Source organism: Halodurantibacterium daqingense, assembly GCF_042666235.1.
Taxonomy (GTDB): domain Bacteria; phylum Pseudomonadota; class Alphaproteobacteria; order Rhodobacterales; family Rhodobacteraceae; genus Halodurantibacterium; species Halodurantibacterium daqingensis.
The window spans coordinates 626,669-651,215 of record NZ_JBHTFQ010000001.1 but is presented as its reverse complement, the minus strand read 5'-3'; the positions used below and the strand labels follow the sequence as shown (position 1 = coordinate 651,215).

Sequence of the window (24,547 nt, the reverse complement as noted above, 5' to 3'; positions counted from 1 at the left end):
AGACTGCACGCGCCGGCTAACGGCGCAGGGCGGATCCAAGCGCAACTGACAGGGCAAAAAGCACTGCGGCCACGGCCACGATGCTGGGGCCGGCAGGCGTATCCCACTGGAGCGATGCGCCAAGCCCGCCCAGCACCGCGATCACCCCGATCACCACGGCAAAGGCGGCCATCGCCTCGGGCGTGCGGGACAGGCTGCGGGCCGTCGCCGCCGGGACGATCAGCATCGCCGCGATCAGAAGCGCGCCGACCACCTTCAGCGCGACCGCCACCACCAGCGCCAGCGCCACCGTCAGGACCAGACGTTCCCGCCCCGGCCTCAGGCCCGAGGCATGGGCCAGATCCTCGCTCAGGGTCGCGGTCAGCAGCGCCTGCCAGCGCCAGATCAGCAGCGCCACCACCGTTGCCGCCCCCGCGGCGATCACAGCAAGATCAAGCCGCGAAACCGCGAGGATGTCGCCAAACAGATACGCCGTCAGATCCACGCGGACATTGGGCAGGAACGACACCGCCACAAGCCCGAAGGCAAGCGCCGAATGCGCAAGCACGCCCAGAGTCGTGTCCATTGTCCAGCCGCGCCCCGAAAGGCTGGCCACCGTCAGCGCCATCAGCAACGCCACCACCAGCGTTCCGGCATAGACGGACACCGAAAAGGCCAGCGCCAGCGCCACGCCCAGGATCGCGGCATGGGCGGTTGCATCGCCGAAATAGGCCATCCGCCGCCAGACCACGAAACACCCCAGCGGACCCGTCGCAAAGGCAACCGCCATGCCCGCCAGCGCCGCGCGCATCAGAAAGTCGTCCAGCATCAATCGGCCTTTTCCGGATGAGAATGAGTATGCCTGCCCCCCGAGCAGCCGCCCGGATGATCGCCTGCATGCTGCGGATGTCCATGTGCCGACGCGGCGCCCGCGGAAAGATCATGCGCATGATCGTGGACATGCTGGTAAAGCGCCAGCGCGCCGCCGGTGCCAAGGCCGAAAAGCGCCCGGTATTCGGGCGCGTTCGACACCACGCTTGGCGCGCCCTCGCAGCAGATATGCCCGTTCAGGCAGATGACACGATCCGACGCGCTCATGACCACGTGAAGATCATGACTGACCAGCAGCACCGCGCAGCCCAGTTCCCGGCGGACATCCTCGATCAGCCGGTAGAAGGCGGCGATCCCGGGCTGATCGAGGCCCTGCGTCGGCTCGTCCAGCACCAGGATTTCGGGCTGCGACAACAGCGCGCGTGCCAGAAGCACCCGCTGGAACTGCCCACCCGACAACCGCGTCATCTGCCGCTCGGCAAGATCACCCACGCCCGTCCGCGCCAGTGCGGCCTGCGCCGCCGGGGCCGAAACGCGGCGGGGCAGCGACAGAAAGCGCCGCACCGTCATCGGCAATGCCGGATCGATGTGCAGCCGTTGTGGGACATAGCCCACGCGCAGCTGCGGCTTGCGCCACACCCGTCCCTCCTGCACCGGCTGGATGCCCAGCAACGCGCGCAGCAAGGTGGACTTGCCCGAGCCGTTAGGCCCCACAACCGTCACGATCTCGCCCGCCGTAAGGGCAAGCGAGACCCGCGCCAGAACCGGCAGGTCCCCATGGCGGACGGTGACGTTCTCGGCCTTGATCAGGGTCATGCGCCGCGTTCCTGGCAGGCCGTGCAAAGGCCGAGGGCCTCGATATTGCTGCGCTCGATCCGGAAGCCCGCCTCGTGCGCCGCGCGGTCGAGGGCCGCGCGCACCGTTTCGCCCGCCGCCTCGGCAACCATCTTGCAGGCCCGGCAGATCAGGAAAGCCGGTTGATGCGCCTGTCCCGGATGCATGCAGGCCGCAAAGGCGTTCAACCGGCGGATGCGATGGACAAGGCCCAGTTCGGCCAGAAACTCAAGCGCACGATAGGCCACGGGCGGCTGGTTTCCGAACCCGTCGGCAGCCAGCCGGTCCAGCACGTCATAGGCCCCCAGCGCCTGATGCGATTCAAGCAGGATCTCAAGCGTCCGCCGTCGCACCGGGGTCAGACGTGCCCCCCGCTCACGCGCCAGCGTCTCGGCCCGGGCAAGCACGTCCTCGGCGCAATGGCTGTGATCGTGCTGGGCAAAGGCAAGCCCGGCATCGGGAGTATCATCGGACTGGGTCATGTTACCGCTCTTGACACGTTATGCTATAACATAAGATAGATGGCCCATCCCGCCAAGGAGGACTTTCATGCGTTATACCATTACCCTCGCCACGGCCAGTGCCGTCGCGGCGCTGACAACCGCTGCGGCAGCGGATGTGCCCAAGGTCGTGACTGACATCCCCCCCGTTCATGCCCTTGTGTCACAAGTCATGGGCGATCTCGGCACCCCGCTTCTGCTGCTGGACGGCAGCGCCGATGCGCACAGCTTCCAGTTGCGCCCGTCGCAGGCAGCGGCGCTGGCTGGCGCCGATCTGCTGTTCTGGATCGGTCCGGAAATGACCCCTTGGCTTGAACGCGCCGTGGCCGGCACCGGCATCAGCGGCACCTCGGTCGAGCTTCTGCACGTCCCGGGCGTCCGGATCCGCAGCTATGGCGCAGATGGGGAGCACGACCACGACCACGACCACGACCACGACCACGACCACGACCACGACCACGACCACGACCACGACCACGACGATCATGCACATGATCAAGGGCATGACCACAACCATGATCATGACGATGCGCATGCCCATCACGACCACGAAGAAGATGATCACGGACGCGACAACCACGGGCACAGCCATGACGGCCTTGATCCGCATGCCTGGCTTGATCCCGGCAACGCCCGCCTCTGGATCGAGGCGATTGCGTCCGAACTTGCGGCGCGTGACGCGGAGAATGCCGACACCTACCGCAGCAATGCTGAAACGGCGCTGGCCGGGATCGATGCGCTCGAGGTCGAAGTTTCCGCCATGCTCGAGGGCGTCCAGGGCCGGCCTTTCTACGTCTACCACGACGCCTATGGCTATTTCGCCGATCACTTCGGCCTGACGGTGGCCGGTGCCATCGCCGACGGCGATGCGGCCACGCCAGGGGCGGCGCGCCTTGCGGCGCTGCGCGCGGAGATCGCCCAGGGCAGCGGCGTCTGCATCTTTCCGGAAGTGCAGCATGATGCCCGTCATACGCAACAGCTTGGCGAAAGCGACGAGATCCGCATCGGCGGGGCGCTCGACCCCGAGGGAATGCAGCTTGCGCCCGGCGCGGGACTTTACGCCGATCTGCTGCGCGGACTGGCCACCACGATTGCGGATTGCGTGACGGCCAACTGAGCACCGCTTCCGCACCGGCGCCAGCCATGCTAGGCAACGGCCGGAACCTGGACCGGGGCGGACGGCATGACGGGCTTTGCATCGACGGACTGGATCGCAGTGGCGTGGGGGGAACACCCCCGCGCCTTTGCGATGACGACAGACGGTCAGATCATGGCGGAAGCAACGCTTGATTCGGGCGCCGCGCCGGAGAACCGGCTTGAGCCTTTGATCGGCCCCTGGCAGGCGCAGGGGCTTGCCGGCCCGGTGGTGATCGCCGGGATGGCGATGCCCGCCCTTGCCCGCCCCGTGCCTTGCACGCCGCTGGAGGCGCCTGTTGCGAACGAGGCCGGCCACCATCTTGTGCCAGGGTTGCGTCAGTCCCGCCCCGCCCCCGGTCTGACCCGGGGCGCAGAGACCTGCATCGCCGGCTTTCTTGATCGCGAACCCCAGTTTGACGGCGTGGTCTGCCTGCCCGGGGACGGGCCAGGTGACACGACGCTTTGGGCACAGCTGAGTGCCGGCGAGGTGGTGAGCTTCCAGTCCTTTCTTACGGTGCGTCTGATCAGCCAGCTTCTGCCCCCGGAGGACGAACCCGGCTGGGATGACGCGGCGTTTCTTGCCGCAGTGGACGACGCCCGATCGCATCCCGAACGGCTTGCTGCCCGGCTGGCGCAGGTCGAGGCTGAAAGCCAGCTTCAGCTGATCGGCCCGCCAGCGGCACGTGCGCGATATACCGGCCTTCTGATCGGGGCGGAACTGGCGGCAGCGCGGCCCTATTGGCTGGGGCAACAGGTGGCAATCCTTGCCGCCTCCCCTGCCGCCGATCCCTACCGTCACGCGCTGGCGGCGCTAGCCGTGCCGCTGCGTCTGATCTCGGCGACCGAGATGACGCTTGCGGGACTGACCCGCGCCCACCGCCTGCTGCGGGGCCAACCATGACCGTCCGGCGGCTTCCCTTCGGCATCACCGCCGATGGCCGCCCCGTCGAGGCGGTCCATCTGCAAGCCGGCGAGTTACGCGCCGTCGTCCTGACCTGGGGGGCCGTTGTGCAGGATCTGCGGCTTGCCGGTACGCCCTGGCCGCTGGCTCTGGGCAGCGATCAGCTTCAGGCCTATGAAGGCGTCATGGACTATTTCGGCGCCGTCGTCGGGCCGGTTGCCAATCGGATTGCCGGGGCCGAGGCCCGGATCGCGGGCCGGCCCTGCCGGTTCGAGGCCAATGACGGGCAGAATTGCCTGCATGGCGGCACGTGGGGCAGCCAGCGTCAGATCTGGGAGATCGAGGCAGTCGGGCCGGATCGCCTCACGCTCGTCCTGCGGCTGGCGGACGGGCACGGGGGATTTCCTGGCAATCGGGTGATCCGCGCCGCCTATCTGCTGGAATCACCCGCCCGAATGACGTTGCGGTTGATGGCGCAAACCGATGCACCGACCCTGATGAACCTTGCCAGCCACATCTACTGGAACCTTGACGGGCGGCCGGATATCGCCGGGCATCATCTGCAGGTGGCCGCCGATCACTATCTGCCAACGCGCAATGGCTTGCCGATCGGCGAGATCGCGCCGGTCACCGGCGCCTTCGATCTGCGCTCCGGCCGCAGCCTGACCCTGGAGGAACAGTTCGACCATAACTGGTGCCTTGCCCGCAGTCCGCGTGATCTGACGCAGGTTGCGGAACTGCGCGGCACGAAGGGCGTGCGGCTTCAACTGGAAACAACCGAGCCGGGGCTTCAGGTCTTCGACGGCGCGACGCTGGATACCCGTCCCTTCATCGGCCACGCGGGGCAGCCCTACGGCCCCCATGCGGGGATCGCGCTTGAACCGCAACGTTGGCCCGATGCGCCGCACCACCCGGAATTCCCGCCGGTGACGCTGGACGCGGGCGCAAGCTACACGCAAACGACGCGCTTCACCCTCAGCCGGAGCTAGCAGCGCGGAACCAGCGGATGATGGCTGCGCGTTCCTCCGGCTCCATGTAGGACAGGTTGGCGGGCGGCATCGCATGGGTCAGACCCGCCTGCAGATAGATGTCGCGCGCCGCGCGCGCCACCTGCGCTTCGGTCTCCAGCACCACGCCCTTCGGCGCCCAGTGCAGCCCCTGCCACACCGGTTCGGCCGCGTGGCACATCGAGCATCGGCCCACCACGATTTCATGCACCTGGTCAAAGCCCTCGGCCTGCGCAAAGCGCAGCGCGGCCCCCTGAAGCCCGGCCTCGGCGCGCTGGTGGAACATCGGGGCGGTGGAAAGCCACATGATGATCAGGAACAGGATCACCGTTGCACCCCAGGTCCAGTGCGGGCTGCCCTTCCCGGCGTGACGCGTGTTGAACCAGTGCCGGATCGTTACCCCCATCAGGAACACCAGCGCCGCGATCAGCCAGTTGAACTGGCTGGCAAAGGCCAGCGGATAGTGGTTCGACAACATCAGAAACAGCACCGGAAGCGTCAGATAGTTGTTGTGCGTCGAACGTTGCTTGGCAATCCGGCCGTATCTTGCATCCGGCACACGCCCTGCCCGCAGGTCCGCCACAACGATCTTCTGGTTCGGGATGATGATCAGGAACACATTGGCCGACATGATCGTGGCAGTGAAGGCCCCCAGATGCAGCAGCGCCGCCCGCCCCGAAAACACCTGGGTATACCCCCAGGCCATCGCCACAAGGATCACATACAGCAACAGCATCAGCCGCGTGTTGTCATTGCCGAGGCGGCTCTTGCAGATCGCGTCATAGGCAAGCCAGCCGAACCCCAGCGAGGCGAGCGAGATCAGAACCGCCTGCCAGACAGGAATATCAAGCACATCGGGATCAACCAGATAGAACTCGGCCCCGAGGTAATAGACCAGCACCAGCAGCGCGAAGCCCGACAGCCAGGTCGCATAGCTCTCCCATTTGAACCAGATCAGGTGGTCGGGCAGACGCTCGGGCGCGACGAGGTATTTCTGGATGTGGTAAAAGCCGCCCCCATGAACCTGCCATTCCTCGCCATAGGCGCCGGCCGGCAGGTCGGGCGATTTGCGCAGCCCCAGATCCAGCGCGATGAAGTAGAAGGATGAACCGATCCAGGCCACCGCGGTGATCACATGCAGCCAGCGCACCGCGAATTCGATCCATTCGCCCATCACTGCCAGATCATACACTGCCTGCCCCTTTCGTTTGCCCGAAGCTATACCAGCCCGGACCTTTTTGTTAATTCGTCAAATGACGGATCACTTTCAAAAATCGGGCGCGAATTTCCATGAGCTATGTGAAAAACATCCGCATGTTCCTGCGCGTCTATGATCTGGGCAGCATGAGCGCCGCAGCGCGCGACCAGCGCACCTCACCCGCCGTCGCCTCGGCGCGGATCGCGGAACTGGAGCGGCACCTGGGCGTGCGGCTGTTCAATCGCACCACGCGCAGCCTGCAGCCAACCGAGAATGGCCGCATCTTCCATGACGGCGCCCGCAAGGTGCTGGAGGCGATCGAAGAGGCCGAGGCCGCCGTGGTCGATGCGACCCGCAACCCGCGCGGCACCCTGTTCGTTGCGGCGCCGCTGGGCGTCGGGCGGCGCTTCATCGCGCCGCATGTCCCGGCCTTCAAGGACGACTGGCCTGCGATCGACGTGCGGCTGCGCCTGTCCGACCGGCTGATCGACGTAACGGCCGAAGGGCTTGATCTCGCCTTCCACATGGGGCCGTTGCCGGACAGCACCCTGCGGCTGCGGCGGGTGGCAGATTGCCCGCGCATCCTGTGCGCAGCACCCGCCTATATTGCGGCGCGGGGGATGCCGGTGCGGGCGGCGGATCTGCGCGATCACGACTGCCTGAACCTGCGTTTTCCCGGCGCGCGCGAGTTTCAGTGGACGCTGCAGACGCCCGAGGGTCCAAGACGCTTCGACGTGACGGGACCGTTCGAATCCGACGACGGCGATGTCCTGACTGGATGGGCACTTGACGGGCGCGGCATCGTGTTGAAACCGGTGTTCGAGGTAGCGGATCACCTGCGATCGGGGGCGCTGGTACCGGTTGCACGGCAGAGCCCGCCCCTGCCGACGCAGCTTGTCGCGCTGACACCGCCGCGGCGCGACCGCGATCCCAAGACGCGGCTGTTCAGCGACTTCATGGCGGCGCGCTGCAAGGCCGAACTGGCGCGGCAGATCGTGGGCATCGACCTTGGGGCGCTTCAGCTTCCGCGATAGGTGGAATAGCCATAGGGCGACAACAGCAGCGGCACATGATAATGGCCCTCGGTCATGCCGAAGCGGATCGGCACCTCGTCCAGAAACAGCGGCTCTGCCCCCGCCTGCCCGGTTGCGCGCAGGTAATCCCCGGCGTGAAAGACCAGCTCGTATCGGCCCGGCGTGAACGCCTCTTCGGGCAGGATCGGACCGTCGGTGCGGCCATCGGCATTCGTCACCCGTTCGGCCAGACTCTCGCGCGCACCCTCCAGCCGGTGAAGCGTGATGCGCAGCCCCGCGGCGGGGCAGCCGCGCGCTGTATCAAGCACATGGGTCGTCAGAAATCCGGGCATCTTTCCTCCATCTTTCGGGCATCATAGCGGCAGCGACGGCAAAAGCGCCATCAGCATCGGAAAAGGTCTTTCACGAATTTCGTGATAATGATCTTCATTCCCTTGCTCTAGACCAAGATCAAAGAGGGAGCCCGCGATGAACCGATACCCCCGCAACATGCAAGGCCACGGCCGGACGCCGCCTGACGCGCAATGGCCGGGTGGCGCGCGGATCGCCGTGTCGGTCGTCGTGAACTATGAAGAGGGCGGCGAGAACTGCATCCTGCATGGCGACGCCGGCTCCGAAGCCTTCCTGTCGGATATCGCCGGCGCCGCGCCCTGGCCGGGGCAAAGGCACTGGAACATGGAATCGATCTATGAATACGGCGCGCGCGCGGGTTTCTGGCGGCTGCACCGGCTGTTCACGGGAATGGAGATTCCGGTCACCGTCTATGGCGTTGCAACGGCGCTGGCGCGCAGCCCCGAACAGGTTGCCGCGATGAAGGAAGCCGGGTGGGAAATCGCCTCGCACGGGCTGAAATGGGTGGACCACCGCGACATGCCCGAGGACGAAGAGCGTGCCCAGATCGCCGAGGCGATCCGTCTGCATGCCGAGGTGGTCGGCGAGCGCCCGCGCGGCTGGTATACGGGCCGCTGTTCCGCCAATACCGTGCGTCTTGTGGCCGAGGAAGGCGGGTTTGACTGGCTGTCCGACACCTATGACGACGACCTGCCCTATTGGCTTGAGGTGGGCGACCGCGACCAACTCGTGATCCCCTATACGCTGGAGGCGAACGACATGCGCTTTGCCACCGCGCCGGGCTACATCACCGGCGAACAGTTCTTCCAGTATCTCAAGGACAGTTTTGATACGCTTCACGCCGAAGGCGGACGGATGTTTTCCATCGGGCTGCATTGTCGGCTGATCGGGCGCCCCGGCAAGATCGCCGGCCTGAAGCGGTTTCTGGAGTATGCGCGGGGCCAGGAGGGCGTGTGGTTTCCGCGCCGTATCGACATCGCCCGCCACTGGGCAGTGACCCATCCGCATCAGCGGCGCGAACGACCCAGCCAGATGGACCGCGACCGGTTCGTTGCCCGCTTTGGCGGGATCTTCGAGCATTCCCCCTGGATCGCAGAACGGGCATGGGCGCTGGAGCTTGGCCCAGCCCATGACACCGCCATCGGTGTTCACAGCGCCCTGACCCGGATCTTTCGCAGCGCGAGCCATGAGGAACGGCTGGGCGTCCTGCGCGCGCACCCCGACCTTGCAGGCAAGCTGGCCGCCGCCCGCCGCCTGACCGCCGAATCCACCGCCGAACAGGCCAGTGCCGGGCTTGACGCGCTGACGGATGCCGAACGTGCGTCCTTTCAGCAGCTGAATGCAGACTATGTCGCCAAGCATGGCTTTCCGTTCATCATTGCGGTGCGCGACAACACCAAGGGCTCGATCCTTGCGGCCTTCCGCACAAGGATTGCCAATGACACCGCGACGGAGTTCGAAACCGCCTGCCGAGAGGTCGAACGCATCGCCGAACTGCGCCTGAAGGACATGCCATGAGCAACTATCACTTCCCCGAAGGTGGCCTGCCGCCGCAAACCGCGATCCACACCGGCCGCGCTGTGTTCACGGAAGCCTATGCCGTGATCCCGCGCGGGGTCTTTTCCGACATCGTTACCAGCTTCCTGCCGGGCTGGGAGAAAACCCGCGCCTGGATCATCGCCCGGCCGATGTCGGGCTTTTCCGAAACCTTCAGCCAGTATGTGATGGAGCTTGCCCCGGGAGGCGGATCGCGCAGCCCCGAACCCGACCCGAAAGCGCAGGGTGTGATCTTTGTCACCGATGGCGAGGTCTGGCTGTCACTGGACGGACAGGAACATGAGCTTGGCCCCGGCGGTTATGCGTATGTCCCGGCCGGAACGGCGTGGCGACTGCGGAACGGCAGCGACCATCCCGCGCGGTTCCACTGGCTGCGCAAACGCTATGAACCGGCGCCGGGCGTGCCCGCCCCGACAGCCTTCGTGACCAACGAGACCGAGATCGCCCCGACACCTATGCCGGGCACCGAGGGCCGCTGGGCCACAACCCGCTTCGTCGATCCCGACGATCTGCGCCACGACATGCACGTCAACATCGTGACCTTCCAGCCCGGCGGAGTGATCCCCTTCGAGGAAACCCATGTGATGGAACACGGGCTGTTCGTGCTGGAAGGCAAGGCGGTCTATCGGCTCAATCGCGACTGGGTCGAAGTCGAGGCGGGCGATTTCATGTGGCTGCGCGCCTTCTGCCCGCAGGCCTGCTATGCCGGGGGGCCGGGGCGGTTCCGCTATCTGCTCTACAAGGATGTGAACCGGCATGTGAAACTCGGGGGCGCATGGGAAGGGCGCGGCGCGTGACGGAGCGTCAGATCATTGCGCGGCCCCTGACTCAGGCGGATTTCGCCCCCTTCGGCGATGTGCTGGACGCCGGGGGCGAGGCCGACCGCATCATCAATCAGGGGCTCTGCGGGCGCTATCATGACCGGGCGCGGCTGGATTTCGGCCCCGGCGGACGTGCCGGTATCAGCCTGTTCCGGGCCGAGCCCCGCACCCTGCCCTACCGGCTGGAGATGGTCGAACGCCACCCCGAAGGCTCGCAGGCCTTCATCCCCATGTATGAGGCGCCGTTTCTGGTGATCGTCGCGCAGGATCACGGCGGGCAGCCGGGCAACCCGCTGGCCTTCGTCACCACCCCCGGGCAGGGGGTGAACCTGCATCGCGGCACCTGGCACGGGGTTCTTACGCCGCTATCTGCACCCGGCCTCTTTGCCGTCGTGGACCGGATCGGTGCAACGCCGAACCTGCAGGAACATTGGTACGAGACGCCGTGGCAGGTGGTTCTACATCCGTAGCGCCATGTCCAGCATCCGGCAGGAAAAGCCCCATTCGTTGTCATACCAGCCAAAGACCCGCAACATCCCGCCCCGCGTCACCCGGGTTTCCGGCAGGGCCATGACGATGCTTTCGGGGCGCGCGCGCAGATCGGTCGAGACGAGCGGCGCCTCGGTCCAGCCAAGCACGCCGCCCGCCGCCTTCAGCACCGCGTTCACCTGATCGGCCGTCGGCACAGCGCGCAGCATCACCGTCAGATCCACCGCTGAAACGCTGGCCGTCGGCACCCGCACCGCGCTTCCCTCGATCCGGCCGGCAAGCTCCGGCAGAACCACGTCGAGGAGTCGCTGCGCGCTGGTCGTCGTCGGCACCATCGACAGGGCCGCCGCACGGGAACGGGCGTAATCGGCGGCGGGCGCATCCACCGTCGGCTGGCTGCCGGTGTAGCAGTGGATCGTGGTCATGTAGCCGGTTTCCACCCCCCATTCCGCCTCGATCAGCCGGACCAGCGGCGCAAGTGCGTTCGTGGTGCAGGAAGCGTTGGAGACAACCGCCTGATTGCCCAGCAGATGGTCGTTGGCGCCGATGACGATGGTCACATCCGCCGCCCGGGACGGCCCTGACACCAGCACCCGCCGCGCCCCGGCCGTCAGCCCGCGCCGAGCAACCTCCGCCGTATCGGCGCGGCCGGTGCATTCCATGACGATGTCGATGCCGGCCAGGTCGAGCCGGGAAAGATCGGGCTCGCGGGTCAGGGCAATCCGCCGGCCGTCCACCACCAGCGCCCCTTCCTCCAGCATCACCTGCCCCGGATAAGGGCCGAAGACGCTGTCATACTGGAACAGGTAGGCACACATTTCGGCTGCGGCGATGTCGTTGATCGCCACCACCTCGACGCCGGACGCGCGGCCCTGCAGCCAGGCGCGCAGCACTGTCCGCCCGATCCTTCCGAATCCATTGATCGCCACCCTGACCATGACTTCCCCCATGCCTGTGCTGGGGGAAGTGCTAGACCCGCGTCAGCACAGGTGCAAGATCAGCCCTGCAGGGTGCGGACGCCGATATCGCCTTCCTGCCGCGCCTTCATCGCCGCAACGGCGGCAATGCTGGCCGCTGCGGTGGTGAAGTAAGGGATCTTGTCATAAAGCGCGACCGCCCGGATATCGCGGCTGTCCTCGACGGCCTGTGTGCCCTCGGTCGTGTTCAGGACCAGCGTTATATCGCCGTTCTTGAGCCGGTCCACGATGTTCGGTCGGCCTTCATAAACCTTGTTGACCACCTCGCAGCCGACGCCGGCCTCCTTGAGGAAGGTGGCCGTGCCGCGGGTTGCCACGATGGTGAAGCCCAAGGCCACCAGATCGCGGGCGGCATCGGCCATCGCGGCGGTCTTGTCGGCGTCCTTGACCGACAGGAACACGCGGCCCCCTTCGGGAAGATGCGTGCCCGCGCCCATCTGCGCCTTGAGGAAGGCCAGCGCAAAGGTGCGATCCCAGCCCATGACCTCGCCGGTCGAGCGCATTTCGGGGCCAAGCAGCGTGTCAACGCCGGGGAAGCGGGCAAAGGGCAGCACCGCCTCCTTGACCGAGAACCAGGGCGTGATCGGGTCGGCAAGGGTCAGCGGATCGGCGAGCGGCAGCGGGTCGTCCGGACCCACGCCCGCCGGATAGGGCGCGCGCATCGGGAAGTTCGACAGCGGCTCACCGGCCATCAGCCGCGCGGCGATCGATGCGATGGCGCTGTCGGTGGCCTTGGCGACAAAGGGCACCGTCCGGCTGGCGCGCGGGTTCACCTCCAGCACATAGATCGTGCCATCCTTGATCGCGAACTGCACGTTCATCAGGCCGACGACGTTCAGCCCCAGCGCCATCGCGCGGGTCTGGACCTTCAGCTCCTCCACGATCTCGGGCGAGAGCGAATGGGGCGGCAGGCAGCAGGCCGAGTCGCCCGAATGGACGCCCGCCTCTTCGATATGTTCCATGATGCCCGCGACATGCACGTCCTTGCCATCGCAGAGCGCATCGACATCGACCTCGATCGCACCGGCCAGATAGCTGTCGAGCAGCACCGGGTTCTTGCCCGAGACATCCACCGCGTTGGTGATGTAGCGTTTCAGCTGGTCCATGTCGCGCACGATTTCCATCGCGCGGCCGCCCAGCACATAGGACGGGCGGATGACCAGCGGAAAGCCCACGCGTTCGGCGATCTCGATGGCCTGCGCATCGGACGAGGCGATGCCGTTCACCGGCTGCCGGAGGTTCAGATCGTTCAGAAGCTTCTGGAACCGCTCCCGGTCCTCGGCAAGGTCGATCGCATCGGGGCTGGTGCCGAGGATCGGGATGCCTTCTTCCTCCAGCGCGTTCGCGAGTTTCAGCGGCGTCTGGCCGCCGAACTGCACGATCACGCCGTGCAGGGTGCCGTTTTCCTGTTCGACCCGCAGGATCTCCAGCACATGCTCCAGCGTCAGCGGCTCGAAATAGAGCCGGTCCGAAGTGTCGTAGTCCGTCGAAACCGTTTCCGGGTTGCAGTTGACCATGATGGTCTCATAGCCGGCATCGGTCAGCGCGAAGCAGGCATGGCAGCAGCAATAGTCGAACTCGATCCCCTGCCCGATCCGGTTCGGGCCGCCCCCCAGGATGACCACCTTCTTGCGGTCCGATGGACGCGCCTCGCATTCCACCTCGCCCATCACGGGATGTTCGTAGGTCGAATACATGTAGGGCGTCTGGGCCTCGAACTCGGCCGCGCAGGTGTCGATGCGCTTGAAGACCGCCGTGACGCCCAGGTTGCGGCGGGCGCGGCGCACCTGCCCTTCGTCCCGGCCGGTCAGTTTCGCCAGCCGCGCATCGGTGAAGCCATACATCTTGAGCCGCCGCAGCCCGGCCTCGGTCGCGGGCAGGCCCTTCTTGCGGATCTCGGCCTCAAGGTCGATGATCTCGCGGATCCGGGCAAGGAACCACGGATCGAAGCTGGTCGCGGCCTGGATCTCGTCATCGCTCAACCCGTGGCGCATGGCCTGCGCGATCAGGCGCAGCCGGTCCGGGGTCTGGGCGCTGATCGCCTTGACGATGGCCGATTTCTCGGGGGCACCCTCGATGGCGATCTCGTCAAAGCCGGTCAGGCCGGTCTCCATCGAGGCCAGTGCCTTCTGCACGGATTCGTGGAAGGTGCGCCCGATCGCCATCGCCTCGCCCACCGACTTCATCGCGGTGGTGAGTTCGGGCTTGGAGCCGGGGAACTTCTCGAAGGCGAAGCGGGGGATCTTGGTCACGACATAGTCGATGGTAGGCTCAAAGCTGGCCGGCGTGACCTTGGTGATGTCGTTGTCCAGTTCATCGAGCGTATAACCCACGGCGAGTTTTGCCGCGATCTTGGCGATCGGGAAGCCCGTGGCCTTGGAGGCGAGCGCCGAAGAGCGGCTGACGCGCGGGTTCATCTCGATCACGACCATCCGCCCATCGGCCGGGTTGATCGCCCATTGCACGTTGGACCCGCCGGTTTCCACGCCGATTTCGCGCAGCACGGCAATCGAGCCGTTGCGCATGATCTGATATTCCTTGTCGGTCAGCGTCAGCGCCGGGGCAACGGTGATCGAATCGCCGGTATGCACGCCCATCGGATCGACGTTCTCGATGGAACAGACGATGATGGCATTGTCCGCGCGGTCGCGGACCACCTCCATCTCGTATTCCTTCCAGCCCAGCAGCGATTCATCCACAAGGATCTGCGCCACCGGCGAGGCATCCAGCCCCGAGCGGCAGATGCGTTCATAGTCGTCACGATTATAGGCGACGCCGCCGCCGGTGCCGCCAAGCGTGAAGGCGGGGCGGATGATCGCAGGCAGGCCCACATATTCGATGGCGGCCATTGCCTCGGCCACGCCGGCATTGATGTCGTACTTGCCATTGGCAAGCTTCGGCGCGGCAATGATCGTGGCCTTGGGATTTTCCAGGCCGATCCGGTCCATCGCCTCGCGGAACAGCTTGCGGTCCTCGGCCATTTCGATGGCTTCGCGATTGGCGCCGATCAGTTCCACACCGAACTTGTCCAGCACGCCCATGTCGGCCAGCGCGAGGCTGGTGTTCAGCCCGGTCTGCCCGCCCATGGTGGGCAGCAGCGCATCAGGACGCTCGGCCTCGATGATCTTGGCGACGACCTCGGGGGTGATCGGCTCGATATAGGTGGCATCGGCCAGTTCCGGGTCGGTCATGATCGTGGCGGGGTTCGAGTTCACGAGGATGACCCGGTAGCCTTCTTCGCGCAGCGCCTTGCAGGCTTGCGCGCCCGAATAGTCGAACTCGCAGGCCTGCCCGATGACAATGGGCCCGGCGCCGATGATCATGATCGACTTGATATCGGTTCTTTTCGGCATGACGGCCCCCATTGCGAAAATCCTCGCGGGTTATAGCCATGCGCGCTTGCGGCGCAAGCCCATAAGGGCGGATCGGTCGCGCAGCCGTGATGGCGACAGCCCGCCGCCCCGCTATATCTGAGCCATTCCTTCCCCGGCGGGAGAGAGCCCCACCCAAGGACGAGCCCGATGAGCACCACGAGCATCCCCCGCCCGCCCCGGAAACTGCCCCGGACGGGCCTGCGCCGGCTGCGGCTCTGGGCCGAGCTGATCCTGCTTTACCTTCTCGTGCCACTCACGCTGGCGCTGGTGCTTCCGGCCAGCTGAATGTTCCCGGTGCTTTTCGGGGCTACGGCGCTGGGGCTTGTGCTGCTTCATGTCACAAGCGATTTTTGCTGGTCAGAGCTGCTGCGCGGCTGGCGCCGGATCGGCTGGCTGCCTGTCGCAACCTTCGCAGTCCTGACCTTCGCCGTGGCGACGGCGGTAATGATGCTGACGAACCCCGGCGGCTATTTCTGGCTGGCACAGAACCGGCCTCAGCTCTTGCTGGCCATCGCCCTCCTTTACCCGGTATTTTCGGCGCTGCCGCAGGAGATCGTGTTCCGCCCGCTGTTCTTCCGGCGCTATGCGGAACTGCTGCCGGGCACGCCAGCCGCGATCCTTGCCAATGCCGCGCTGTTCGCACTTGCGCATCTTCTGTACTGGAACTGGATCGTCATTGCGATGACCTTCGCGGGCGGTCTGGTCTTTGCCTGGGCCTATGAGGTGCGGCGCAGTTTCCCCCTTGCGGTGGTTCTGCACACGGTTTCGGGGCTGATCATCTTCGCCGCGGGGCTGGGGATGTTCTTTTATACCGGCAACATCCAGCGGCCGTTCTAGCCCTCTCCCTTGACTTCTCAGCCTGCAAAGGGTGTATCGGCGCGGATACCGGAACACCCAAGGGGGCGCCTCATGCACGCTTATCGCAGCCATACCTGCGCGGAACTGAACAAGGCCCATGTGGGCAATGACGTGCGGCTTTCGGGCTGGGTGCACCGGGTGCGCGATCATGGCGGCGTGCTGTTCATCGACCTGCGCGACCATTACGGCATCACCCAGGTTCTGGCCGACAGCGACAGCCCGGCCTTTGCCGCGCTGGAAAAGGTGCGGGCAGAATGGGTGATCCGGATCGACGGCACCGTCAAGGCGCGCGACGAAAGCCTTGTGAACCCCAAGATCCCGACGGGTGAGATCGAGGTCTATGCCCGCGCGGTTGAAGTCCTTGGCCCGGCCGAGGATCTGCCGCTGCCGGTTTTCGGCGAACAGGACTACCCCGAGGAAACGCGCCTCACCTACCGTTTCCTTGATCTGCGGCGGGAAAAGCTGCATCGCAACATGATGCTGCGGTCGAACGTCGTGCGCAGCTTGCGCAACCGGATGTGGGACGCGGGCTTCAACGAGTTCCAGACCCCGATCATCACGGCGTCCAGCCCTGAAGGCGCGCGCGACTTCCTCGTGCCCTCGCGGCTGCACCCGGGCAAGTTCTATGCGCTGCCGCAGGCGCCGCAGCAGTTCAAGCAGCTGATCATGGTCGCGGGCTTTGATCGCTACTTCCAGATCGCGCCCTGCTTCCGGGACGAAGACCCCCGCGCCGACCGCTCGCCCACCGACTTCTACCAGCTTGACCTGGAGATGTCCTTTGTCGAGCAGGAGGACGTCTTTGCCGCCATCCAGCCGGTGATCCACGGCATCTTCGAGGAATTCGGAGGCGGCCGGAAGGTCGATACGAACTGGGAGCGGATCGCCTACAAGGACGCGCTGCTGTGGTACGGGTCCGACAAGCCCGACCTGCGCAACCCGATCAAGATGCAGGTGGTGAGCGAACATTTCCGCGGCTCCGGCTTCGCGATCTTCGCGAAACTGCTGGAGAACGAGGGCACCGAGATCCGCGCCATTCCCGCGCCAACGGGCGGCAGCCGCAAGTTCTGCGACCGGATGAACGCCTTTGCGCAAGCTCAGGGCCTGCCCGGCATGGGCTATATCTTCTGGCGTGAGGAAGGCGGCCAGATGGAAGCCGCCGGCCCGCTGGCCAAGAACATCGGGCCGGAGCGGACCGAGGCGATCCGCCAGCAGCTTGGCCTTGGCGTGGGTGACGCGGCCTTCTTCCTTGGCGGCAAGCCGGAGCAGTTTGAGGCCGTCGCTGGCCGTGCCCGCAACGAGATCGGGCGAGAGTTGGGGCTGGCCGAGACGGATACCTTCCGCTTTGCCTGGATCGTCGACTTCCCGATGTATGAGAAGACGGACGAAGGCAAGATCGACTTCAGCCACAATCCGTTCTCGATGCCGCAAGGTGGCCTTGAGGCACTGAATGGCGACCCGCTGAAGGTGCTCGGCTACCAGTATGACCTTGCCTGCAACGGATACGAGTTGATTTCCGGCGCGATCCGGAACCACAAGCCCGAGATCATGTTCAAGGCGTTCGAACTGGCGGGCTATCCCAGGGAAGAGGTCGAAAAGCGGTTTGGCGGCATGGTCAAGGCGTTCCGCTATGGCGCGCCGCCCCACGGCGGCTGTGCGGCGGGCATCGACCGGATCGTGATGCTGCTGGCGGATGAGGCGAATATCCGCGAGGTCATCATGTTCCCGATGAACCAGCGCGCCGAAGACCTGATGATGGGCGCGCCCAGCCTGCCGATGAACGAGCAGCTGCGCGAACTGGGCCTGCGGGTGATCCCGAAGGACTGAGCTGCATCACATGGGGAAAATCTTCAGCGGGTGTGAACCGGAAGGCTTCGCGCCCGTTGCCTTTTCGGCGTAGATGCAAAACGAACCCACCTGCGGAGGCCGGCCATGACCGATCACCTTGCTGGCAGCCCCCTGCCCGACTGGACTGCACCGGCACGCCCGGGTGCCGACCCCATCGAAGGGCACTACGTTGTTCTTGAGCCACTGAATGCCGAGGCCCATGCCGGCGACCTGTTCCAGGCCTTCTCGGCGGCCGATGACACGCTGTGGCAATTCATGGCACACGGGCCGTTCCACTCGGCCGCCGTTTTCCACCGCTGGGTCAAGGATGCCACAGCCCGGTCCGACATGGTCTATCATGCGCTGCGCGACACCGCGACCGGCCATCCCGGCGGGGTCGCCGCCTTCATGCGGATCACGCCCGAACACGGGGTGATCGAGATCGGCTCGATCACGCTGGCACCGCAGATGCAGCGAAGCCCCGCCGCCACCGAGGCCTTCGCGCTGATGATCGGGTGGGCTTTCGACGCCGGTTATCGCCGGGTGGAATGGAAATGTGACGCCCGCAACACGTCCTCGCGCCGCGCGGCACAGCGGCTTGGCTTTTCCTACGAGGGCACGTTCCGGCAGCACATGGTCATCAAGGGCCGCAACCGCGATACCGCCTGGTTCGCCGTGACCGACCAGGACTGGCCTGCCCTGCGCGAAGCCTATGGCGCCTGGCTGCGTCCCGGCAATTTCGACGCCGAAGGCCGCCAGATCGAGCGGCTTTCGGACATGACCAGCCTGGTACGTGTGGCCAGCGACCCGACGCTTTAAACCCGGTTTGGCGGCACCTGACCGGCAAAAAAGGCGCGCAGGTTCTCAACTGCCATCAGGCCCATCGCCTCGCGCACTTCAAGCGCCGCGGTGCCCAGATGCGGCAAAAGCGTGACGTTCTCCCAGCCGCGCAGCGCCGCTGGCACCACGGGTTCATGTTCATAGACATCAAGCCCCGCACCGCCGATCCGCCCCGATTCAAGCGCGGCGATCAGCGCCGCCTCGTCCACCACATCGCCCCGGGCAATATTGACAAGGATCGCATGCGGCTGCATCGCGCCCAGCACCTGCGCACCCACCAGATGGCGCGTGGCCGACCCTCCGGGCACGGCGACCACGACGATATCGACCGACGCGGCCAGTTCGGCGAGGGTTTCCATCTGCTGCGCCGGCACCCCGGGATCCGCCACCGCCGAGCGATTGAAGAACGACACCTCCATCCCGAAGCCGAAGTGGCAGCGCCGCGCGATGGCCTTGCCGATCCGGCCCATGCCGATGATGCCCACCTTCTTGCCGCTGACATGCAGGCCCAGCATCTGCGTCGGATGCCAGCCCTGCCACTGGCCCGAACGGACCAGCCGTTCGCCCTCGCCCGCGCGGCGTGCGGTCATCAGGATCAGCGTCATCGCGATATCGGCGGTGGCATCCGTCACCGCGCCGGGGGTATTGGTCACGACGATCCCCGCCGCCCGGGCCGCATCGACGTCGATGTGGTTGTAGCCCACCCCGAAATTGGCAAGAATCCGGCACCGCGGCTCCGCCACAGCCTGCAAAACCTCGCGCGAAAAGGCGTCGCCCAGCGTCGCTAGAATCGCATCCTGTTCGGCCAGCGCGGCGCGCATCTCGTTTCGGTCCAGCGGCGTGGTAAGCGGCCGGGCCGTCACCTCGAAACTCTCCCGTGCCGCGGCGATCACGCGGTCAGGCAGAGGGCGGGTGATCAGGAGCCGCGGCATCAGAACATCCGCCCGCCCAACGGCACCTCGAGATCGGGCGACAGGAGCACAACCTCGCCCGCAGCATCGGGCACACCAAGAACCAGAACTTCCGAGCGGACCGGCCCGATCTGGCGCGGCGGGAAGTTCACCACCGCCATCACCTGCTTGCCGATCAGGTCCTCGGGCCGGTAATGGGTGGTGATCTGGGCCGAGGAGCGTTTCTCGCCCAGGTCCGGGCCGAAATCGACCCAGAGCCGATAGGCGGGCTTGCGCGCCTCGGGGAAAGGCTCGGCCCGGGTGATGCGTCCGACGCGGATCTCCACGCGGGTGAAGTCGTCATAGCTGATGGTCATTGCCCAAGCTCCCGGCTGCGATCCGCTGCCGCCTGAACGGCGCGCTGCAACAACGCCGGAAACCCGGTGTCAGGATCCATCAGAACGGCAAGCGCGGCGGCGGTGGTGCCAGCGGGGCTGGTGACGTTCTCCCGCAGCTGCGCCGGCGTCTCGGCTGCTGTTTCGGCAAGCTGGCCGGCGCCGCCGACCGTTGCAAGGGCAAGGCGCATCGCCAGATCCTCGGGCAGGCCCTGGGCCACGCCAGCGGCGGCAAGCGTTTCGATCAGGTGAAAGACATAGGCAGGACCCGACCCTGACACTGCGGTCACCGCATCCATCTGCGCTTCGTCCTCCAGACGGACCGTCTGACCCACGGCCGACAGAAGCGTCTCGGCCAGATCAAGCGCGGTTTCGTCAGCATGGGCATTGCCCACAAGCGCGGTGATACCGCGACCGATGGCGGCAGGCGTGTTGGGCATCGCGCGGATCACCGGCGTCCCCGTGCCAAGAACCGAGGCGAAATGATCCAGCGAGGTTCCCGCCGCGACCGACAGGAACAGGGTAGGCCCGCCGCCCATCGCCTTCAGCGTGGGCAGCGCAGCAGCCATCATCTGCGGCTTGACGGCCACCAGAACGATCGCAGGAGCCTGCGGGAGGGGCTCGTTCACATGGACCCCCTGGTGCAACAGCCACTCCGAGGGATTGGGGTCGCTGACCCAGATCGCCTCAGGCGGAAGCCCTCGATCAAGCCACCCCTGCAGCATGGCGGAACCCATCTTGCCGCATCCAAGCAGCACCAGGCCGCGCGCCGAAATATCATTGAAAGTCATGGCACCCCCTTCGCACGGGGGCAGACTAGGCGCGGCCGTAAGCCTCTGCAATAGCGACCTGAAGCGCATCGGCCGGCGTGCGATCCGCCCATGCAACAAGCTGGAACGCCGGATAGAACCGCTCGCAGGAACTGACGGCGCCGCTTATCAGGCGATCCACCTGTTCGGGGCCAGCCATCTGCCCCCCCGCCAGCACGAGACCATAGCGCCAGACCATCAGGCGCTGCCCTGTCCAGAAGCTGAAGCCCCCACCCCAGCACAGATCGTTGGCGCCGTTCAGCGCCTCGTAAAGCGCGGGCAGGCGGTGTTCGGGGGGTTCCATCTCGAAGGTGCAGATCAGGCGCAGCATCTCGTCTCGGGCCGACCAGGCAAGGGTGATGGAATAGGTGCGCCACTGCCCTTCGACCGCCATGGCGATCTGGTCATCGGTCACACGATCAAATTCCCAATCATGGTGCTCGGCCAGAGTTTCGACGATGTCGATCGGGTGGATATCGTCACCATAGAGGAATTCTTCGGAAATCGACATGCCTGGCCCCCTTATGTGTAGCTTCTTGCAGGAGATGCCCACAACAAGCTGGGTCTGCGACAAGGTCCGGCGCAGTCTGACCGTCACCTTACAAGATATGGTGTGCCCAAAGCATCAGGCTGTAAAGTCATTTGTGGAAATATTCCTGTGGACAACCACCCGGAAGAATACAGCCCCGGCAGACGGGGCTGTGGTGAACGCGCTGCCCGACCCGTCGCAACGGGTGACGCGATCAGGATTTCGGCTTGTCCTCGGTCTTGGCAGCAGCCTTGGCGGCGGGTTTTGCCGCCGTCCTGGCCGCGCTTTGGGTCTCTGCCATCAGGTCCGGCTTCGCCTCCAGCACATCAAGCCGTGCCTTCAGCGCCTCGTTCTCTTCGCGGGCCTTCTGCGCCATCGCGCGCACGGCGTCGAATTCCTCGCGCGTGACGAAATCGCGGTCAGCCATCCAGCGGTCAATCATGCCCTTGAAGGCGGTTTCCGCCTCGGCCTTTGCACCTTGGGCCACGCCCATGGCGTTGGTCATCAGCTGCGACATGTCATCCAGGAACTTGTTGCGCGTCTGCATGATGGACTCCGTTGGCTTGGCCGGTCTGACGGTCAGGGGACTGGGTTTTCCGAGCGTTCCGATATATATGGGCGCGGCTGCAGGAAACCGCAAGGTTGACTTGCGTGCCGGCCCGGGGGCAGACACGGGCGCGCAATCAGGAGTCCGCCATGCTCGCCGCCATTCCGTTTCCCGACCTGAGCCCCGAGCTGTTCACGATCCGCTTCGGAAACTTCGAGTTCGCCCTGCGCTGGTATGCGCTTGCCTATATCGCCGGGCTTCTGTTCGGCTGGCGCCTGGTGGTGGCGCTGATGAAGCGGCCGGCGCTTTGGCCCGGTCAGGTGGCCCCGATGCAGCCGGCACAGGTCGAACAGCTTCTGACCTGGGTGATCCTGGGGGTGATCCTTGGCGGGCGCCTGGGGTTCGTCCTGTTCTATCAACCGGGCTATTACATCTCCTACCCGTCGCAGATCCTGCGGATCTGGGAGGGTGGAATGGCCTTCCACGGCGGCTTTCTGGGCGTGGTCGTCGCTACCATCCTGTTCTGCCGCCGCAACGGCATCCCGATGCTTCAAACAGCCGATGCCATGGCGGTCGCCACCCCGATCGGGCTCATGCTGGGCCGGCTTGCGAACTTCGTGAATGCCGAACTCTGGGGGCGGCCCACGACCCAGCCCTGGGGCGTGATTTTCCCGGGTGAGGCGGCGCAATCCTGTCCCTGGGACTGGGTCGGGCCCTGTGCGCGCCATCCTTCGCAGCTGTATCAGGCCATGGGCGAGGGGCTTTTTCTGTTTCTTCTGCTGGCCTTTCTGGTCTGGCGGTTGGGCTGGCTGCGTCAGCCCGGCCGGGTTCTGGGGGCGTTTCTGGCGGGCTATGGGCTCGCGCGTTTCGTGGTCGAATTCTTTCGCCAGCCCGACGCGCAGTTCGTGGCACCCGGCAATCCGCTGGGCCATGCGCTGCAACTGGGCGAGGCGGGCTTGACGATGGGCCAGCTTCTGTCGCTGCCGATGATCGCGTTCGGGATTGCGCTGATCCTGCTGGCCCGGCGCCCAGCCAGCGCCGCCGCATGACGGCGCTGACGAGGATCCTCGCGCAGCGCATCGCGGCTGCGGGGCCGCTGAGCATTGCCGACTACATGGCCGAATGCCTGCTGCATCCCGACCACGGCTACTACACCACACGCGAGCCCTTCGGCACCACCGGCGATTTCACCACCGCGCCCGAGATCAGCCAGATGTTCGGCGAGCTTCTTGGCCTTTGTCTTGCGCAAGCCTGGCTGGATCAGCAGGCCCCCACCCCCTTCGCCCTGGCCGAGCTCGGCCCCGGCCGTGGCACGTTGATGGCCGACATCCTGCGTGCGACGCGTGGCATCCCGGGCTTTCGCGACGCGCTGCAACTGCATCTGGTCGAGGCATCGGGGACCCTGCGCGCACGGCAGAAGGCGACGCTCGCAGGCCATCATGTCATCTGGCACGACGAGGTCACGACCCTTCCGGACCTGCCGCTGTTCCTGATCGCCAACGAATTCTTCGACGCGCTGCCGATCCGGCAGTTTCTGCGTCAGGGTTCCGGCTGGGCCGAACGTCAGGTGGGCTGGCGCGAGGGTCGTCTGGCCTTCGGCCTTGCGCAACCGGCACCGCAACCGGCGCTGGACCATCGTCTCGCCGATACGGCCGAGGGCGACATGGTCGAACACTGTCCCGGCGCCGCGCCGATCGTGACGCAGATCGCCGCGCGCATTGCCCGCCGCGGCGGCGCCGCGATCGTCGTCGACTATGGTGACTGGCGCAGCAGCGGCGACAGTCTGCAGGCCCTGCGCCGCCATCAACGCGACGATCCGCTGGCCCATCCCGGAGAGGCCGATATCACGGCCCATGTCGATTTCGAGGCCCTCGCCCTTGCCGCTGCCCCGTCTTGTCGCGTCTCGGCCATGGTCGCGCAGGGCGCCCTGCTTGAACGGCTGGGGATCAGTGCCCGCACCCGCACGCTTGCGGCCGGATTAAGGGGTGCGGCACTTCAATCCCATCTCGCGGCCCATCGGCGCTTGACCCACCCGGAAGAAATGGGAAACCTGTTCAAAGCGATTGCCCTCGGCCCCAAGGGCAGCCCCTTGCCGCCGGGATTTACCGAATGAGCCTCGAGATCGTCACCTCCCCTGCCCTTCGTGGCGTCACGCACGGGTTCTTCACCCGGAAAGGGGGCGCGTCGTCCGGGGTGTTTGCCGGGCTGAATTGCGGCGCCGGGTCGTCCGACATGCGCGAGGCCGTCGCCATCAACCGCGACCGCGTCGCGGCTGCGCTGGAGGTTCCGCAGAACCGGCTTGCCATGGTCCATCAGGTGCATTCGGCCGATGTGGTGACCGTCGCCGGCCCGCTGCCCGATGCCCCGCGCGCCGATGCGCTGGTCACGAACAAGCCCGGGATCGCTTTGGCCGTGCTGACCGCCGATTGTCAGCCGGTTCTCATGGCCGACCGGGACGCCGGCGTGATCGCGGCCGCACATGCCGGCTGGCGCGGGGCGCGGGATGGCATCCTTGAACGGACGGTTTCCGCAATGGAGGCCCTTGGCGCACGCCGCAGCGCAATCACGGCCGTCATCGGCCCGACCATCAGCCAGCGCGCCTACGAGGTCGGCCCCGAGTTTCTGGACGACTTTCTCGCCGACACTCCGGACAACAGTCGCTTCTTCACCAACGGCGCCGGAGACCGCTATCTGTTCGACCTTCCGGGCTACGGACTGCACCAGCTGCGGGCGGCAGGCGTCGGCCGGGCCGAATGGACCGGGCATTGCACCTATTCCGACCCGCAGCGGTTCTATTCCTATCGACGGTCGGTGCACGCCGGCGAAGCCGACTACGGGCGCCTGATCTCGGCGATCCGGCTTTAG

At 65.9% G+C, this 24,547-nt stretch carries 25 protein-coding genes and 1 pseudogene; 14 read left to right on the top strand and 12 right to left on the bottom strand.

The window, feature by feature from the left end; genetic code table 11:
- Nucleotides 1-16 precede the first annotated feature (16 nt).
- The 3 genes from ACFQXB_RS03335 to ACFQXB_RS03325 are packed head-to-tail and all read right to left on the bottom strand — an operon-like array spanning nt 17 to nt 2,126.
- On the bottom strand, nt 17-808 hold the full coding sequence (locus ACFQXB_RS03335) for a metal ABC transporter permease (RefSeq protein WP_377399057.1): 792 nt from the start codon (nt 806-808) through the stop codon (nt 17-19).
- A complete protein-coding gene (locus tag ACFQXB_RS03330; protein WP_377399054.1) occupies nt 808-1,626 on the bottom strand; it encodes an ATP-binding cassette domain-containing protein in 819 nt (272 codons plus the stop codon). The genes ACFQXB_RS03335 and ACFQXB_RS03330 overlap by 1 nt, the downstream gene beginning before the upstream one ends.
- The gene (locus ACFQXB_RS03325; protein WP_377399051.1) at nt 1,623-2,126 is read right to left on the bottom strand and encodes a transcriptional repressor; all 504 of its coding nucleotides are present in this window, start codon (nt 2,124-2,126) and stop codon (nt 1,623-1,625) included. Before ACFQXB_RS03325 ends, ACFQXB_RS03330 begins: the two co-directional genes overlap by 4 nt.
- A 67-nt stretch (nt 2,127-2,193) precedes the next feature.
- Between ACFQXB_RS03325 and ACFQXB_RS03320 the strand changes: the two genes are divergently transcribed.
- The 3 genes from ACFQXB_RS03320 to ACFQXB_RS03310 all read left to right on the top strand — a co-directional run bounded on the left by ACFQXB_RS03320 (nt 2,194) and on the right by ACFQXB_RS03310 (nt 5,171).
- On the top strand, nt 2,194-3,261 hold the full coding sequence (locus ACFQXB_RS03320; protein WP_377399048.1) for a zinc ABC transporter substrate-binding protein: 1,068 nt from the start codon (nt 2,194-2,196) through the stop codon (nt 3,259-3,261).
- Between the two features lie 66 nt (nt 3,262-3,327).
- On the top strand, nt 3,328-4,182 hold the full coding sequence (locus tag ACFQXB_RS03315) for a 2-dehydro-3-deoxygalactonokinase (protein ID WP_377399045.1): 855 nt from the start codon (nt 3,328-3,330) through the stop codon (nt 4,180-4,182).
- Nucleotides 4,179-5,171: an aldose epimerase family protein gene (locus tag ACFQXB_RS03310; protein WP_377399042.1), complete on the top strand. Its 993-nt coding sequence runs from the start codon at nt 4,179-4,181 to the stop codon at nt 5,169-5,171. The genes ACFQXB_RS03315 and ACFQXB_RS03310 overlap by 4 nt, the downstream gene beginning before the upstream one ends.
- Here the strand turns inward: ACFQXB_RS03310 and ACFQXB_RS03305 are convergent.
- Nucleotides 5,158-6,381, bottom strand: coding sequence for a urate hydroxylase PuuD (locus ACFQXB_RS03305; protein WP_377399039.1), 1,224 nt, complete (start codon nt 6,379-6,381; stop codon nt 5,158-5,160). The genes ACFQXB_RS03310 and ACFQXB_RS03305 overlap by 14 nt on opposite strands.
- 98 nt (nt 6,382-6,479) lie before the next feature.
- On the opposite strand from ACFQXB_RS03305, the gene ACFQXB_RS03300 reads away from it, so the two are divergent.
- Complete coding sequence (locus ACFQXB_RS03300; protein ID WP_377399036.1) at nt 6,480-7,421, top strand: LysR family transcriptional regulator; 942 nt, start codon at nt 6,480-6,482, stop codon at nt 7,419-7,421.
- On the opposite strand, the gene uraH is transcribed toward ACFQXB_RS03300, so the two are convergent.
- Nucleotides 7,406-7,753: a hydroxyisourate hydrolase gene (uraH, locus tag ACFQXB_RS03295; RefSeq protein WP_377399032.1), complete on the bottom strand. Its 348-nt coding sequence runs from the start codon at nt 7,751-7,753 to the stop codon at nt 7,406-7,408. The genes ACFQXB_RS03300 and uraH overlap by 16 nt on opposite strands.
- A 136-nt stretch (nt 7,754-7,889) precedes the next feature.
- On the opposite strand from uraH, the gene puuE reads away from it, so the two are divergent.
- From puuE to ACFQXB_RS03280, 3 genes are read left to right on the top strand one after another with little or no spacing between them, the layout of a single operon-like run.
- Nucleotides 7,890-9,290, top strand: a complete 1,401-nt coding sequence (gene puuE, locus ACFQXB_RS03290; RefSeq protein ID WP_377399029.1) for an allantoinase PuuE — start codon at nt 7,890-7,892, stop codon at nt 9,288-9,290.
- The gene (locus ACFQXB_RS03285) at nt 9,287-10,126 is read left to right on the top strand and encodes a bifunctional allantoicase/(S)-ureidoglycine aminohydrolase (protein ID WP_377399026.1); all 840 of its coding nucleotides are present in this window, start codon (nt 9,287-9,289) and stop codon (nt 10,124-10,126) included. The genes puuE and ACFQXB_RS03285 overlap by 4 nt, the downstream gene beginning before the upstream one ends.
- The gene (locus ACFQXB_RS03280) at nt 10,123-10,620 is read left to right on the top strand and encodes an ureidoglycolate lyase (protein WP_377399023.1); all 498 of its coding nucleotides are present in this window, start codon (nt 10,123-10,125) and stop codon (nt 10,618-10,620) included. The genes ACFQXB_RS03285 and ACFQXB_RS03280 overlap by 4 nt, the downstream gene beginning before the upstream one ends.
- Here the strand turns inward: ACFQXB_RS03280 and ACFQXB_RS03275 are convergent.
- Together ACFQXB_RS03275 and carB are read right to left on the bottom strand one after the other, a co-directional pair.
- Nucleotides 10,609-11,577 (bottom strand): type I glyceraldehyde-3-phosphate dehydrogenase, encoded by a 969-nt coding sequence (locus ACFQXB_RS03275; RefSeq protein WP_377399020.1) that lies wholly within the window; start codon nt 11,575-11,577, stop codon nt 10,609-10,611. The genes ACFQXB_RS03280 and ACFQXB_RS03275 overlap by 12 nt on opposite strands.
- A 59-nt stretch (nt 11,578-11,636) precedes the next feature.
- On the bottom strand, nt 11,637-14,969 hold the full coding sequence (gene carB / locus ACFQXB_RS03270) for a carbamoyl-phosphate synthase large subunit (protein WP_377399017.1): 3,333 nt from the start codon (nt 14,967-14,969) through the stop codon (nt 11,637-11,639).
- A 168-nt stretch (nt 14,970-15,137) separates the two neighbouring features.
- Between carB and ACFQXB_RS03265 the strand changes: the two genes are divergently transcribed.
- The 4 genes from ACFQXB_RS03265 to ACFQXB_RS03250 all read left to right on the top strand — a co-directional run bounded on the left by ACFQXB_RS03265 (nt 15,138) and on the right by ACFQXB_RS03250 (nt 18,491).
- Nucleotides 15,138-15,275 (top strand): hypothetical protein, encoded by a 138-nt coding sequence (locus ACFQXB_RS03265; protein WP_377399014.1) that lies wholly within the window; start codon nt 15,138-15,140, stop codon nt 15,273-15,275.
- Nucleotides 15,276-15,827 (top strand): CPBP family glutamic-type intramembrane protease, encoded by a 552-nt coding sequence (locus ACFQXB_RS03260; protein WP_377399011.1) that lies wholly within the window; start codon nt 15,276-15,278, stop codon nt 15,825-15,827.
- A 72-nt stretch (nt 15,828-15,899) separates the two neighbouring features.
- Nucleotides 15,900-17,672 (top strand): aspartate--tRNA ligase, encoded by a 1,773-nt coding sequence (gene aspS / locus ACFQXB_RS03255; RefSeq protein WP_377399008.1) that lies wholly within the window; start codon nt 15,900-15,902, stop codon nt 17,670-17,672.
- 105 nt (nt 17,673-17,777) lie between these two features.
- Entirely contained in the window at nt 17,778-18,491 is a 714-nt protein-coding gene (locus ACFQXB_RS03250; RefSeq protein ID WP_377399005.1) for a GNAT family N-acetyltransferase, read from the top strand.
- Here the strand turns inward: ACFQXB_RS03250 and ACFQXB_RS03245 are convergent.
- From ACFQXB_RS03245 to ACFQXB_RS03225, 5 genes and pseudogenes are all read right to left on the bottom strand, one after another.
- Nucleotides 18,488-19,444 carry a 2-hydroxyacid dehydrogenase gene (locus tag ACFQXB_RS03245; RefSeq protein WP_377399002.1) on the bottom strand — a complete coding sequence of 319 codons (957 nt, stop codon included), beginning with the start codon at nt 19,442-19,444 and terminating at the stop codon, nt 18,488-18,490. The two genes, ACFQXB_RS03250 and ACFQXB_RS03245, sit on opposite strands and share 4 nt — an antisense overlap.
- Nucleotides 19,444-19,779 (bottom strand): tRNA-binding protein, encoded by a 336-nt coding sequence (locus ACFQXB_RS03240; RefSeq protein WP_377398999.1) that lies wholly within the window; start codon nt 19,777-19,779, stop codon nt 19,444-19,446. The genes ACFQXB_RS03245 and ACFQXB_RS03240 overlap by 1 nt, the downstream gene beginning before the upstream one ends.
- Entirely contained in the window at nt 19,776-20,588 is an 813-nt protein-coding gene (gene proC, locus ACFQXB_RS03235; protein WP_377398996.1) for a pyrroline-5-carboxylate reductase, read from the bottom strand. The genes ACFQXB_RS03240 and proC overlap by 4 nt, the downstream gene beginning before the upstream one ends.
- 25 nt (nt 20,589-20,613) lie before the next feature.
- On the bottom strand, nt 20,614-21,117 hold the full coding sequence (locus ACFQXB_RS03230; RefSeq protein ID WP_377398993.1) for a type III secretion system chaperone family protein: 504 nt from the start codon (nt 21,115-21,117) through the stop codon (nt 20,614-20,616).
- Between the two features lie 328 nt (nt 21,118-21,445).
- A pseudogene (locus ACFQXB_RS03225) lies at nt 21,446-21,682 on the bottom strand (accessory factor UbiK family protein); the annotation flags it as partial.
- 149 nt (nt 21,683-21,831) lie between these two features.
- Here ACFQXB_RS03225 and lgt point away from each other — a divergent pair.
- Genes lgt through pgeF form a run of 3 tightly spaced genes read left to right on the top strand, consistent with a single transcriptional unit; the run spans nt 21,832 to nt 24,547 of the window.
- The gene (gene lgt, locus ACFQXB_RS03220) at nt 21,832-22,731 is read left to right on the top strand and encodes a prolipoprotein diacylglyceryl transferase (RefSeq protein WP_377398990.1); all 900 of its coding nucleotides are present in this window, start codon (nt 21,832-21,834) and stop codon (nt 22,729-22,731) included.
- Nucleotides 22,728-23,795, top strand: a complete 1,068-nt coding sequence (locus ACFQXB_RS03215) for a class I SAM-dependent methyltransferase (protein ID WP_377398987.1) — start codon at nt 22,728-22,730, stop codon at nt 23,793-23,795. Before lgt ends, ACFQXB_RS03215 begins: the two co-directional genes overlap by 4 nt.
- Nucleotides 23,792-24,547: a peptidoglycan editing factor PgeF gene (pgeF, locus tag ACFQXB_RS03210; protein ID WP_377398985.1), complete on the top strand. Its 756-nt coding sequence runs from the start codon at nt 23,792-23,794 to the stop codon at nt 24,545-24,547. The genes ACFQXB_RS03215 and pgeF overlap by 4 nt, the downstream gene beginning before the upstream one ends.